13 protein-coding genes and 2 tRNA genes are annotated in these 12,993 nt (G+C 46.3%); 4 read left to right on the forward strand and 11 right to left on the reverse strand.

Annotation, left to right across the window (positions count from 1 at the left end; all coding sequences use genetic code 11):
• Positions 1-907: 907 nt before the first annotated feature.
• The gene (locus Q8P86_02170; protein ID MDP3996478.1) at positions 908-2,962 is read right to left on the reverse strand and encodes a hypothetical protein; all 2,055 of its coding nucleotides are present in this window, start codon (positions 2,960-2,962) and stop codon (positions 908-910) included.
• Complete coding sequence (locus Q8P86_02175) at positions 2,959-3,213, reverse strand: hypothetical protein (protein MDP3996479.1); 255 nt, start codon at positions 3,211-3,213, stop codon at positions 2,959-2,961. Before Q8P86_02175 ends, Q8P86_02170 begins: the two co-directional genes overlap by 4 nt.
• Positions 3,214-4,188: 975 nt before the next feature.
• Here Q8P86_02175 and Q8P86_02180 point away from each other — a divergent pair.
• The 3 genes from Q8P86_02180 (at position 4,189) to Q8P86_02190 (ending at position 5,651) form a co-directional block, all read left to right on the forward strand.
• A tRNA-Leu gene (locus Q8P86_02180) sits at positions 4,189-4,270 on the forward strand.
• 249 nt (positions 4,271-4,519) lie between these two features.
• A complete protein-coding gene (miaA, locus tag Q8P86_02185; protein MDP3996480.1) occupies positions 4,520-5,410 on the forward strand; it encodes a tRNA (adenosine(37)-N6)-dimethylallyltransferase MiaA in 891 nt (296 codons plus the stop codon).
• A gap of 169 nt (positions 5,411-5,579) precedes the next feature.
• Positions 5,580-5,651: transfer RNA gene (locus tag Q8P86_02190), tRNA-Trp, on the forward strand.
• Between the two features lie 225 nt (positions 5,652-5,876).
• Here Q8P86_02190 and rpmG read toward each other — a convergent pair.
• The 3 genes from rpmG to Q8P86_02205 form a co-directional block, all read right to left on the reverse strand.
• Entirely contained in the window at positions 5,877-6,035 is a 159-nt protein-coding gene (gene rpmG / locus Q8P86_02195; protein ID MDP3996481.1) for a 50S ribosomal protein L33, read from the reverse strand.
• 141 nt (positions 6,036-6,176) lie between these two features.
• Entirely contained in the window at positions 6,177-7,244 is a 1,068-nt protein-coding gene (locus Q8P86_02200; protein ID MDP3996482.1) for a hypothetical protein, read from the reverse strand.
• Positions 7,245-7,262: 18 nt separating this feature from the next.
• Positions 7,263-7,469, reverse strand: coding sequence for a hypothetical protein (locus tag Q8P86_02205; protein ID MDP3996483.1), 207 nt, complete (start codon positions 7,467-7,469; stop codon positions 7,263-7,265).
• A 195-nt stretch (positions 7,470-7,664) separates the two neighbouring features.
• On the opposite strand from Q8P86_02205, the gene Q8P86_02210 reads away from it, so the two are divergent.
• Positions 7,665-7,964, forward strand: coding sequence for a hypothetical protein (locus Q8P86_02210; GenBank protein ID MDP3996484.1), 300 nt, complete (start codon positions 7,665-7,667; stop codon positions 7,962-7,964).
• A gap of 283 nt (positions 7,965-8,247) precedes the next feature.
• On the opposite strand, the gene Q8P86_02215 is transcribed toward Q8P86_02210, so the two are convergent.
• From Q8P86_02215 to Q8P86_02240, 6 genes are all read right to left on the reverse strand, one after another.
• Positions 8,248-9,462: a PsbP-related protein gene (locus tag Q8P86_02215; GenBank protein ID MDP3996485.1), complete on the reverse strand. Its 1,215-nt coding sequence runs from the start codon at positions 9,460-9,462 to the stop codon at positions 8,248-8,250.
• 57 nt (positions 9,463-9,519) lie between these two features.
• Complete coding sequence (locus tag Q8P86_02220) at positions 9,520-9,708, reverse strand: hypothetical protein (GenBank protein MDP3996486.1); 189 nt, start codon at positions 9,706-9,708, stop codon at positions 9,520-9,522.
• Between the two features lie 150 nt (positions 9,709-9,858).
• On the reverse strand, positions 9,859-11,796 hold the full coding sequence (locus tag Q8P86_02225; GenBank protein ID MDP3996487.1) for a hypothetical protein: 1,938 nt from the start codon (positions 11,794-11,796) through the stop codon (positions 9,859-9,861).
• Positions 11,797-11,808: 12 nt separating this feature from the next.
• Complete coding sequence (locus tag Q8P86_02230) at positions 11,809-12,045, reverse strand: DUF2283 domain-containing protein (GenBank protein ID MDP3996488.1); 237 nt, start codon at positions 12,043-12,045, stop codon at positions 11,809-11,811.
• 2 nt (positions 12,046-12,047) lie between these two features.
• Positions 12,048-12,269, reverse strand: a complete 222-nt coding sequence (locus tag Q8P86_02235; GenBank protein ID MDP3996489.1) for a DUF4258 domain-containing protein — start codon at positions 12,267-12,269, stop codon at positions 12,048-12,050.
• 17 nt (positions 12,270-12,286) lie between these two features.
• Positions 12,287-12,993, reverse strand: a 707-nt coding sequence (locus Q8P86_02240) for a hypothetical protein (protein ID MDP3996490.1), incomplete at its 5' end; no start/stop codon positions are given.

Consider the following 12,993-nt stretch of genomic DNA (forward strand, 5'->3'; position numbering starts at 1 on the left):
GGCGATTTTGCGATTCGTTGTCCACGTTTTGTTGTCCACAATACACCACAAAAATCGTCCGAAAAAGGTGGTGGCCACGATTTCCAAAATTTGACATTTAGACCTGCTTGTCATATTCTACCGTTAGAAAACCTTGAAACCCGCCTTTGTCCAGGGCGGAGGCCGAGAACAGAGGACTTCGCGCGCCTCTTTTCCCGGCTAAACCACCGGTAACCCCGCGCGTGGCGCGGGACCTCATCATTTTGCTTAGGGCGAAAAACGGCTAAATAGAGCCAGAGTCGGACTCTAGAGCGCACTCTCTTTGAGTGGTGGGTGGACTTATAATCGCACGACCTTTGCCCGCCCTCTATAGCACCTATTCTTTTGAGTGGTGGGTGGACCAAGATACGGCCATCCGACTCGTTGGCTCTATAGCATCTACTTCTTTGGGGTGTGGGTGGACTTCGCTGATGGCTTGGGTCTCTATAGCATCTGCTCTTTGAGTGGTGGGTGGACGTATGACTTCAAGGAGTTTCAGCCCGCTCTATAGCACATGCTTCTTTGAGGGGTGGGTGGACTCCAGTCGTAGTCGTCGCATTAGGAAGCTCTATAGCATCTACTCTTTTGGGGGGTGGGTGGACGTGATCAAGGTCTCGTTATGGCCGTCCTCTAGAGTACCTGTTCTGATGAGGGGTGGATGGACGTATACGAACTTCACGGATCACATTTCTCTATAGCACCTGCTCTTTTGATGGGTTGACTATAGTTCAAAATTCAAGGTTTGATTTATTCGGCTCGCGCTTCTCGCGAGCCGTTTTTTTATTCGTAAACCCCATCAATTTGCCCGTACGCGAAAAATGACAAACATAAAAAAAAGACCCGAGGAGCAATGCTCCCGGGCCTGTGTATTCGTTTTATATAATCGCGCCTATTTATTGGCGACGCGGTCTTTCTCCGCCAGATCGTTGGCTCGCCTGACGCCTGCTTCAGCGACAAGTTCTGCCTGAAACTTCGAAGGTACAATACCCTCAAAGCCACACTTGCGGCAATTAAGGATCTCTCCTTTGCGCCATGTATCAGCGTTCTCTTCCTTTTGCCCTTTTTGCCTGCAGGCGCGACAAGCGGGACAAGTGAACTGAAGAAAGAAGTCGTACAGCTCTGCTACCGTCGGAATAGCCGATTCAAACTGCCGAAGACCGAGCCACTTTGTAACGCTCGGAAGACGGCTATAATTCCACATTGAGAAGCGTATGTTCGCTTCTCCGTCTTTACCGCTCTTGTCCACCCAGTTTATATTTTCAAGCGCGAGATTGGCATCCTTTTCCCATGCAATCATGAGAATGCTCCGAGCGACCTCGTAGGTGGCTGTCATGAGTTCGTCTCCAAACACACGGTCTTTGACTGACCCGTGCCGCTTTTGGATTTCCTCCAACTCACCCTTGCGGGCGAGACCGGTGCCAAGAATCGGGTTGCCCTCTATCCCCCCCCGTTCAAAGACCTCGCCTTCTCGGGACATAAGACACCAGTGTATTGCGTCAATTCCGAAATGCACTCCCAAAACATTTGGACGAAGTTCCGGCTTAACTTCTCGCCGCAAAGCGAGATGAAGCCACCACTCGGTTCTTGAGGCCTTGACCGGCCTGTCAACCCTCTTTCCTTTTTCATCGTTTTCCCCCTTGCGCCAAACATTTTTCCTCCAGCTTCGGCGTAGACGGTATTCTGCCGGTTTCTCCACGATAGAGCCGATACAGAGGTCCCACACGCTACTCTCAAGGAAGTGCTTAAAGCGCCGTTCAGAGGATTTCTGCTGTGAAGGAACAAGAGGCACCACGATGGCGGTGTTGCCATCGGGCAAATTTCCGCTTGTAACACGGAGGGGCTCAAACTCCTTGCGATGTTTCTGCCACCAGAAACAGCGAGTGTCATCTGCCAGCCGTCCGAGCGGTGAGTCGGGAGAGATTTTCTCAAAGACGGGAAGACAGCCGTAGTAGCGCGTGCGCGTCTTTATTACTGTCTTTCCGTTTACATTATATCTCTCCTCCACTGTCCGCCTGAATATGCCGATAGCCGTTGATGCGTTCGTAGTTGCCGGCAACCTGCCCGGCTCCGGCGACTGGACGAGCTTGCGCCAGTCGGGGTCCACATTGATGGGTCTGTCGCCGTGCTTGTCGTCTTCCGCGTATTCACCCGGATACAGCTCGCGAGCGGTCTTGTACGGAAAGCTTTCCGTTCGATTTACTATTCGCTCCAGAGCGGCAAGCCACTGCGTCTCTCTGGTGTCAGGGTCCCGTTCTGAAAGAGACGGGAATCCGGTGTCCGGGTCGTCGCAAAGAAGCGCGATGTGCGAGTTTAGGCTTTCGGCGCATTTTTGGCGTACGCCATTTCTGAATGACGCGGAAACAAAAGGCATGTCGGAATCCATCCAGCATTGAAAGATCATGGCGACCGTTTCGGCCTGCAAACTTTCATACGCATGGGAGTCCTCCGTTACCGTTTCTTTTCCTTTCTTTCTCTCCACCTTGAAGCTATAACGCTCCAAAAGGCGGAAACGGAACGATGTGCCTTCGTCCTCGCCTACGATGGCGGAGGCAAGATGAATGGCGACAAGATGGTACGCATTGGTGTACCGCGGTCTTGCTTTCCACCGGTTCATCGCGGAGACGGTTTCGCTTTTCGGCCGTTTTGGCTCTTTCGGCTCTTTTGATAGGAGCTTTCGCGCCGCCTTGAGCTTGTCGCTCTTCTTTCCTTTCGGAATGGGAAGAACAAGGTCGGCGGTTATTACGCCGATTTCGTCCCGCTTAACATCGAGCGCGTTTTGCAATGTCGCAAGAAGGCTTTGTACCCCTACGCCAGCGGAAGTAACAGTCTCCGTTAAGATGCTTCGCGTGAACTCGGCAAATTTGCCCCCTTCGTCAGTTTGAAGTTTCACCCTGAATGTCGCGGTGATGTCCTGCGGCTCGTGGGGTTTGGGTTTGAATTTCAATTCGTACCTCCTTTCTTGATTTCTTTGATTAGGGTTTCAGCTAAGGTTGGATTCTGCTCTCGTATGACCTCCAGCACTTCAGCTCGTCTGTTGATTGCCCGCTCAAGTTTGAAACGAGCTTTTTTATTCTGGCCAGAGCTTCGTTGAAGCTCGGCCGCGTTTGTTCCGATACTTTTCGTTAGAGCTCGGGTATGTTCCGCAAGCGATTTATCGCCTTTGGGCAGAGTTTTCTGCTTTTTTACAATGTTCATAACTGAATGTCTTTCTACTGCAGATAGTGTTTTTTGTCAATTTACTTTATTATCAATCTATGGTTAAATCTTATCAGAAAACCTTGAAACCCGCCTTTGTCCAGGGCGGAAACCGAGAACAGAGGACTTCGCGCGCCTCTTTTCCCGGCTAAACCACCGGTAACCCCGCGCGTGGCGCGGGACCTCAATATTTGACTTAGAACAAAAACGGCTAAGTAGAGCCAGAGTCGGACTCTATAGCGCCTGCTCTTTTGAGTGGTGGGTGGACTTAGACGCGCCAAAAGGAATAATAAGCTCTATAGCATCTGCTTTTTTTAGGGGTGGGAGGACAAGTTTGCTTGCTGGCGTAGTCGTCCCTCTATAGCATCTGCTCTTTGAGGGGTGGGTGGACACAAATCCACGACTCTATAGCACCTGCTTCTTTGAGGGGTGGGGGGGGGACGTGCGCGCACATCGCGGGCACACAAACTCTATAGTGCCTGCTCTTTTGAGGGGTGGGTGGACCGGGAGTCGTGGAGGAGGTAAAACCGACTCTATAGCACCTGCTTCTTTGAGGGGTGAGTGGACTTTCGCTTCATACTTAGGGAAATCTACTCTATAACATCTGCTCTTTGGGGGTAGTTCGCCCTCTTGAGAACCTGTTATCACAGGAGGATATTAGAAAATTCAAGGTTTAATTTATTCGGCTCGCGCAAGCGCGAGCCGTTTTTTATTCGTAAACCCGAAACACCTTGACCACGAAGTAGCAGACCTTGTGGCAAGGGGCCAGTGCCAACAAAAGTTAGTACTGGCCAAAAAAACCTTACCCTCGCGGAGCGCCTGCCTGCGTGCGGACAGAAGTACGGCAGGCAAGCGAGAGGGCGTTCCGTCAAGGTAATCCGGTAAAATATCCGCTTTTTCGTAAATACCCGCTTTTTTTCGGTGCAGTACAGCAGTTTGATTTAGGATGTCCTTTAGAGTAGAATCTGTATAATTGCCGGGGTGGCGGAATTGGTAGACGCACACGACTCAAAATCGTGCGGGGTAACCCATGGGAGTTCGATTCTCCCCTCCGGCACACGATCAAAGCAAGTGGCCGGAGAGCCGCAAACTGCTTTGCGGCGTGGGAGAATTGAAGGGGTTCTCCGTTATGATTTGGAAATTCTGATTTCAAAATCATCGGAAACCCGTACTGGTCATGTAATGACCGATAAGCGTACTCGCGGTCTCCCCTCCGGCACAAAACGCGAAACGAGAAATGGGGAAAGGGGTAGGTACCCTTATCTGTCCCACACCATACCAATTCAAAAACAGAGTGTATCATCAAATGAAAATTTTAGTGATAGTAGGGCCGACCGCAGTGGGAAAAAGCGACTTGACGGTTGAACTCGCTTTAAAGTTCAAAGGGGAAGTGATTTCCGCGGACTCTCGTCAAATATACGAAGGACTGGACATAGGAACCGGAAAAATTACAAAAGAAGAAATGCGCGGTATTCCCCACCACCTTTTGAGCGAAGTTAAACCCTCCAGACAGTTTTCCGTCGCGGAATTTAAAATTTTGGCCGAGCAAAAAATTGCCGACATCGCGGAGCGCGGAAAACTTCCGTTGGTTTGCGGAGGCACGGGTTTTTATATACAGGCGCTTGTAGATAATTTACTTTTGCCCGAAGTGCTTCCGGATAAAACTTTGCGAAACGAGCTGGAGAAAAAAACTTCACAGGAGCTTTTTAAAATTTTACGCGACTTTGACCCAAAGCGAGCCGGACTTATTGACGTGAAAAACAAAAGACGGCTTATCCGCGCCATAGAGATAATAAAAGCGCTTGGAAAAGTACCACTTCTCGCGAAGCCGGAAACAAAATTCAACCCACTTATTATAGGACTCGACCTGCCGGATGATACTCTGCGCAAGAATATAAGCGCCCGAATTAGCAAAAGAATCAAAAAAGGCATGATAGCGGAAGCGGAAGGACTGCGCAAAAAGGGCCTCACATGGAAAAGAATGAACGAACTTGGCCTTGAATACCGGTACTTGGCAAAATTGCTTCGCGAAGAGATTTCTCGCGAAGAATTTATAGCTGTTTTGGAGCAAAAAATCTGGCAATACGCGAAACGGCAAAGAACATGGTTTAGGCGGGACGGCCGAATAAAATGGTTTGAACCGTCCGAAGTAAAAAACGTGATTGCCGTGGTCTCTGATTTCCTTAGCAATGATTAGAGCATGTTTGAAAACCCTACCACAGATGTTTAAGAAATCCGCAAGCCGCTTGTTTCGCTCGCCAGCGCCGGATGAATTCCCTCCTTATTCGCTTATTCGTACGAATAAGCGAATAAATCTCATTGGATTTATGTGATTTAAATATGATATAATACAGCCACTTTGGTTTGGGTCCATAGTTTCAATGGTAAAACGTCGCTCTCCAAAAGCGAAGTTTCCCGTTCGAGTCGGGATGGGCCCGCAATAAAATTTTTTCGTCCTATCCCCGCGAGTTATGCTCGCGGGGATATTAGGCGAAAAATTTTTTGAGAACTCTTCCGTTCGGGGCACTCGCTTCGCTCGTTGCTCTCCGCCACGGGGAAACTCCCGTTTCCCCGACCCCCTTCCCACTATTCCTCGTCACCCCGAAGCAGAGCTTCGGGGTATCTCTCAGAATGAAAAACAGCCCTTCATATTAGGGCGGTTTTTACTTCTTCGTCTCTTTATGCGCCACCTGCTTCCTGCACCACTTGCACCACTTTTTAAGCTCTATTTTTCGCTCCACTTTTTTCTTATTTTTGCTTGACCAGTAATTAATGCGTTTGCATTTGGAACAAGCCAGTTTTATAAGTCGGTCTTGGGACATATGTAAGTCAAAAGTTAAAAGTGTAAAGTTGAAAGTTAATTAAGACAATAAAAAGAATAGCACAAATAAGAAAAAAAGCAAATAAAAACCGCGCAATTCGTCGAAACGAATTGCGCGGGTGAAGAACTTAAGGCGGGGGGATTATCCTCTTCCACCTCCGCCTTGGGTGGGCGGTTGCGGTAGGATGGGAGGAAGGATGTAGACCACCTGGTACTTCCCTTCTCCGAGTATCCATTTTTCCGTTTTCAAACTCTGGACAAACGGAACCGACCAGCGATTTTCCTCCTCGCTGAATGTACGGAGGACGAAAGCGAACGGAGCTTCGCCGCTATGGTCGGCGCCACCAAAGAGGACTTCCATAGGCCCTCCCCGTATTTCAAAGTATACAATCGCCGAGCGAATGTCTACTCCCCATAGGCCGACACCGGAAGGGTTTATCCCGAAGTCGTACTCCCCTTCAATCCCAATCCCCATATACCCGTGGGTGAAGCCGGCGACGCCTTTCGGTGCCCCGTTTTGAAGGCCGAGGACGTGTTCGCGCCTTTCATTTTCGAGTTGCGTTTGGAGGTAAATCTCCCCTTGCAAACCGGCAAGCCACGAGGGGAAATAGAGCCGCCCCGCATAGATACGAGGGTATACTTCCTGGGTTGAACCGTCCTCCCTACGGATTACAATCCGGGCATAACTTAACCCTGCGATTTTGATGGGCACCTCGCTTGCCAGCTTGAAGGCAATGTGGTTTTGCCCATCGGGAAACCATACTCCTCCGCCCTTTTTCACCTCCAGGTTGGAAGTATGGTTGTGGGAGAAAAGAATTTCTCCCATCTCGTCCCAGAGGTACGCATGGACTTCCGCTTTTCCCTTGAGCGTTCCGAGTTCAAACAGAAACGGCGTTTGCCGTAACTTCTGAACCACGGCATCGGCGCCGCCAGTTTGGATATTCGCATGAACGGATGCATGCCCGTACGGCACAATGCCGGCATGACTTATGTTGATCTCCCCGCTTTTCACAACATCCTTGGCGTAGGCCTTGAGGAGGCCCTCGCTTTGGATCATGGGAAGGGATAGGTCGTACCCCGTGGATGTCGGAAAAAGTTCTGAAGGAACTGGCAGACTCGTGCCACCTACGCCTCCACCGCCGGACGACTGCGCCAAGATTGGCGTTAAGATGATACAAATCGAAACCAACAAACCGATAATTTTTTTCATTCTTTTTTCCTTTCTTTCTTATTCAACCGCCATCTGGAAACCGCCGGAGGCCACGTAGGACTCTCGCTTCACTTCGTCCTTTTTTGATGTAGTATGGTTACTGACCGTTTTCGCCGTTTCTTCCGCAGACCATTTTTCAGGCCCGGGTTTTCCTCCGCGTTGCAAGTTTTGCATTGCCACCAAAACGATGGCGACAACAGCCAGTACGACCAAGATTTTTTTCATATTTTACTATCCGTTTTGCGCCATTGGGCGCAGGTTTTCCCCGCCTTTTGTCAAACAAAAAGAGCCACCAAGCTCTTTTAGTACACTGGATATTATTATACACATATTACGCTATTTGTCAACTTTTGTTGACTTCCCTCTCTTTTTGTTATAGGTTATTTCAGGACTTCGGTTTAACCTCAACTAAATTCAGAAATGAAGAAAATCGTGTTTTTTACAGAAGAAGGAGAGGACGCAATAGCGTGTTTCATCGGTGGCAAAGATGCCATCAGGAGAGTAAAGCAGAAAAGTAATATGGATGTAATAGTCATCCGAGTGGTTGATGTTGACAGCATCACTCACCCGGTCTTCTGCAAGGTGCTTGAGCTTTTGGCTGAAGTAGAAGACAAAACAGAGCAAACCGGCCTTTCCGAAACACTCTGTGGCGTCTTTGAAGCCGGTATCGACCATGCCTCTGCCGAGACGGCACACCGACATCGGACAAAGAAAAAGTGACACTGCCTCCGCACGGCCCACCTGACGTCTCATCAAAGTCGCCTCCTCACAAGATGGCGGCTTTTCTTTTGATACTTTGATATTAAAACAGAAAAGTTTCTATACTCCGAAAAGGACTACAAAAAAAGGGACTCCTGCCAACTATTTCATAAATTCAACAACGAGCATTCGACAGACGACGCCAATGGTCTAATTCGTACGAATAGGCGAATAGTTTGAGTCCATTTTTGATTTTTGATTCGGCTGTTTCGTAAAAGTGGAGATGATTTTGGTTCGCAAACAATCAAAACTTTACTGTTTGCATAATTTCGTCCAAGATTTTCATCTCCGAGTCAAAATATGCGTCAAAATTATCTGGCTGTGAAGTACCAGGAGGAGTTTCGTTTGTACCCGTTCCCGCAATTCTCTCTTCAAAGACAAAGCATTTGTCATTCCTGTCCAATAAATATTGCTTAAATCTATTGATTGAGCTCATTCCGCTCGTTGCTCCGTAAGGGGGATTTTCGAAATTATAAGAAGTACCATTTATAGTGATTTTCTCTTCAGACAGTGTACGCACGTTGGGACAAGAGCTTGGGTATATTTGCACAGAAAAGTTTTTATAATTAAACTTTCCATACTTTTGAACAAACGGTACTTCAAAACTGATAATCTGCGTCCCGTAAGAATTAGTGCTTTCAGTAAATACCGCGTTTTCCGGATACTGAAACGAGAAACCATACTCTTCATTGCGGTAGGTTTTCCATCGGGATGTATTTATAAGGCCTTTAAATTTAAAAGTTGAGATGATTTGGTCAAATTCAAGCTTATATGAATTTACCACTGATTGATCGGAAGAGATACCTACACTCAAAGATAGCAGAAAAATGCGGTCGCCTTTTTTGACATAAACCGCGGTTGATTTACTCACTTGTTCAAAAACAAATTCTCGCGCCAAATTGCCGTCAATATTAAAATCTCTAACGGAAATAAGTTTACTATGCACATTAGAACCGTATCCTTCTTTAAGAGATCTCTCAAATTGTTCCGCATCTGGTATATTTCGGACATTTTCATTGAGAGGAATGAAATCTAACACGGCTTTGTTTTTTCCAAGATCATCCGTCTCGGAAACTGAATTCTCATCCCAACTAACCAGTCTCACGGCTCCATCGCTCATAATCACAATCCTCCATTCTGCGGGAAAATAAAAAGAAAAATCCGCTGCCGGGTCATTGTAGATTTGCCATCCCTCCGGCACTTCAAATTGCGGCGATTCTTCTGCTTCGTCTCCCGCTAACGCTTCTTGATTTCCGTTGTCAATTGTTTGCTGTTGGTCTTTGGTTAGCAACAAATACCCGACCGCGCCGAGTAGAATTACGATAACGGCAACGAGAACCCAAATCAACCCTTTGCTTTTGGCCGGTTCGGGATTTGGTGTTTGCTCACCTTTGCCGACGGTGGGTTGTTGGTAGTCGGTAGTAGGTTCTCGGTTGGTATCTTGTCCTTGGTTTTCCACAGTTCTTAAAGTTAGTTTCTAATTTGCCATTCGATAACGTAAGAATCTATTACTCATTTACGCATACCATTTATCAATATTATCAAATGCTTTCGTAACTTCTTTATCTCCAATGTATTCAAGGAGTGTCCTGTCGGCTTTAACATGCGCGCTTTCAGGACTTTCTCCTTCATAGTCCGGCTCTGACCATCCCACCGTACTTCCAGCCAATTCTCGCAACCGCTTAACTAACTGTTTTGTGGTCATAGCGCTTTGGATTTATGTTTGAAGTATTTTAACGCCTTCACTAATTATACTACCTTCGCATATAATTCCAGTGAATTCTGTCCGTGGTTTTTACCATCTTCGTTCATACATAGATTGTACCAAGATTTTGGGAAGATAGGCAATGTAGGGTTAGAGGATAGAATGCAACACCTTTTCTTGCTCACCTTCCCCTCCGCAGTCCCATCCATCCCTGAATTTCATACCGTATTGTCTGACAACCTCCACTTCACTGTTTGAAATCCATCTGATACTCTCCAGAGTATTTGCTCTTGAATCCAGAATCTTATTGAATTCCCGAACCGCGAAATTTTTCAAATCTATTGCCAACGGGTACTCTACGTAAACGCACGTGCCTCCGGCAACCGAGGTAACAAAGGCGACATGCCTGCCGTCCGGTGAAATTTTAAAACTCTTTGCACCGCCTGACGCATCCTTGACGGCAAGTACACGCTTGATGAAATCACCGTCTTTGTAAATATCCACATAGGTGTCTCCGAACTTCTGTGTACCGACATTTGAGTTATCTTTTATTTCCTTAAACGTGTAAGGATCTTCAGCACTGCGATAGGTTTCCCGATCACTACCGACCTTACCATCTTTTGAGTTTTCAAAAATAGGATCAGAAAAGCTATCGGATATGAATCTCATATTCAGTCCTCTGGAATTGTGTCCATCTTCTTTTGTCGGTATTATCTCGCCGTCTTTAAGAAGTATGTAATCATTTACAAAAATCTTGTCACTGAATCGGCTTCTGAAGTCATTCGCTTTCTGTGCTTCCGTTTCGTAATCCGCCTCATCGCCACAACTTCCGTAATCTTCTCCGCGCAAAAGTTCCTGTTTTGAAAAGTCGTACATTTCAGTTGTGCCCCAAAAACATCCGCCATCCCCCTCACCCCACTCCATTAAAAGCAAATTATCTTCTTCTGAATATCCGATTATTTGACGTGAAGACACGCCGCTCGCTAGTAATTTTCTATCACCACTCCTCATGTCGTAGGCATAAAGATCAAGATGACACTTTGCCAGATATTCATTGCAGTCAGGGCCCGCCAAATACAGCATATAATTTTCAGTAAAGAAAAACTCAACAACTACTGCATTGCCTGACAGTCCAAGATTGTCCAAATCAGCGGTTTCTTGCGTGATAATATTCAATGTCTTCAGTCGGCCATTCTCGGCATGATAGATAATGCCGTCATACACAATAGGTGCAGGCCCGTAGCTCATCTTGGGAAGCTCTGCAGCCAGATAATCTATGTTGCTTCCATCCGGCCTGAAAATCACACTGGTAATATATGTTCCGGAGAATAATCTATCCTTCTCTCTTGTGTCAAAATAAACAACTCCTGAAGATTTATCTGTAATTTTTTTCGTCTCGTACCGTTCCCTGATCGTGGATATCATTTGGGAAAAATCGTCACTGCAAGTATCCGGTACGGGGTTCCCGTTTTTATCGTATAAGATAAAAGCTGTTACCGAATTTTCTTCTCCGGAAGAAAAACTGCCCCCATGATGCACTATACGAACTTCCCCGGGGAATGTCTGCTTTCCTTCCCACTGAAACTCAAAATTATCCGGCAAAGACCCTGTGTGCAGATACCACGAAGAGTCAAATTGGCGTCCTTCTGTCGTCATAACCCGGTCGGCAAAAGAGGTTTGTCTGTACGTTGACCCGCCAAATAAGGATTGCGACGACCGTACATAGGCCATAACACACGAATTTGCCGAATTTTCAAACGCAAAAAGCGCTTGCTCCATATCTTTCGGTAATTCCAGATTTTCACCATCCAACTCTTGCCATCCAGAAGCGGGAGTAAATTCAAAATTTTGGGGCAGATAAACCAAGTTTTGTCCATCATAAAATTTTTCAGCTTGGACTTCGTTTTCGGTTTTACCGTTTCCAGCCAGGAAAATATAACTAAGGGTGGAAAGAAGGAAGACGATAACGATTGAAAGTGCCCAAATGAGTCCTTTGCCGTTGCTTGGAGGCGGAGTTTGCGCAAGTCCTTGCGGGGAAATATTTTGCGACGGCGGATTATTGAAGTTTTGATTTTGTTCCGGGGGCATAGATCGTCTGATTTAAACTGTTATCGGTATGGGGATATCCAAATTAAACAACAAAGAAGGTTTTGTCTTGCTTTCCTTATCTTTTCCTAATTGCTTTGAAGCACACAAAATTTCAATGCCTATTATTTTGCCTTGTTTATCAAGGTCGGCGACTAAAAAGTCGGACAGCTCAACGGTTCGGGCAACTTTTTTGCCTTTGTTTAAATAGATATACATTGCGTCTGCTTTTTTGTCGTAAGTGATGTTCATATTTAATCTTTAAAATACGCCGTGATGATAACATAAACATTTTTGTCTTTGCTGAAAACCACCACGAGTTCGCTCTTACTTATGTTCTTAACACACTTTACCAAACCGCCAGGCAAGGATTTACGACTATCTGGATTTTGTATTACAGCTTTAATAGCTTCGGCAGAAATCTTACGCTCAACAAACAGCCGGTATTTCGCATGTTCGGTAAACCTGAATTTCACTTTCTTATTTTACCATATTACTCCGTAAATTTGAAAGTTGAGAGGATTTGCTTATACAGTTCATCTTCGCTCATATAAACCGCAAATATTACATCGTCTTGTTTTCTTAAAAACAAGATTTTCTTTGGCGTATCCGACCTAAAAAATCCATAGTGTGGGGCGACAGAACACATGCCGTTGCAAGTAAAAATATATCCTTTTCCACCCGCGATAGCTGTACTTTCAAGAGGACCGAGTAGCGCCGGCGGGTTTCCTTCGGTTTTAGTGTGCTCGTAGGCATATTCTGCAAACTCTTTAAGCGATTGGGAAATGCCTTCAACGACAATAAATGAGATTGGTTCGGGGTCACTAACATTCTTGTTTGAATTTGTTAATGCAATGTAGTTTGATTCTGCTAATACCCCTATCGTTCTGGGTACGTTGTAATCGGCTAATGTATGACTTACAGGATACTCAAACTCAAACCCGTACCTTTCATTACTGTAGGTTTTCCAGTCCGAAGGCACAGCGAATTGCTCTTCACTTTCCGTCTTTTTTTGACTCTCGCTTTCTTCTTCTACTAACGCGGATTTGAAATATTGAGCGTAAGCAAGATAAAAGATGGTGGCGAGCAAGATAACGATAACGATTGAAAGTGCCCAAATTAGACCTTTGCCAACGCTTGGAGGCGGAGTTTGCTCAAATCCTTGCGGGGAAATATTTTGCGACGGCGGATTATTGAAGT

The sequence above is a fragment of the bacterium genome, assembly GCA_030699905.1.
Taxonomy (GTDB): Bacteria; Patescibacteriota; Minisyncoccia; order Phycocordibacterales.

Excerpts from the sequence above, each read along its gene's own strand:
- Q8P86_02225 (MDP3996487.1), bottom strand. The coding sequence starts at position 11,796 with ATGCCCCCGGAACAAAATCAAAACTTCAATAATCCGCCGTCGCAAAAT.
- Q8P86_02175 (MDP3996479.1), bottom strand. The coding sequence starts at position 3,213 with ATGAACATTGTAAAAAAGCAGAAAACTCTGCCCAAAGGCGATAAATCG.
- miaA (MDP3996480.1), top strand. The coding sequence starts at position 4,520 with ATGAAAATTTTAGTGATAGTAGGGCCGACCGCAGTGGGAAAAAGCGAC.
- Q8P86_02200 (MDP3996482.1), bottom strand. The coding sequence starts at position 7,244 with ATGAAAAAAATTATCGGTTTGTTGGTTTCGATTTGTATCATCTTAACG.
- Q8P86_02230 (MDP3996488.1), bottom strand. The coding sequence starts at position 12,045 with ATGAACATCACTTACGACAAAAAAGCAGACGCAATGTATATCTATTTA.
- Q8P86_02210 (MDP3996484.1), top strand. The coding sequence starts at position 7,665 with ATGAAGAAAATCGTGTTTTTTACAGAAGAAGGAGAGGACGCAATAGCG.
- rpmG (MDP3996481.1), bottom strand. The coding sequence starts at position 6,035 with ATGTCCCAAGACCGACTTATAAAACTGGCTTGTTCCAAATGCAAACGC.
- Q8P86_02205 (MDP3996483.1), bottom strand. The coding sequence starts at position 7,469 with ATGAAAAAAATCTTGGTCGTACTGGCTGTTGTCGCCATCGTTTTGGTG.
- Q8P86_02220 (MDP3996486.1), bottom strand. The coding sequence starts at position 9,708 with ATGACCACAAAACAGTTAGTTAAGCGGTTGCGAGAATTGGCTGGAAGT.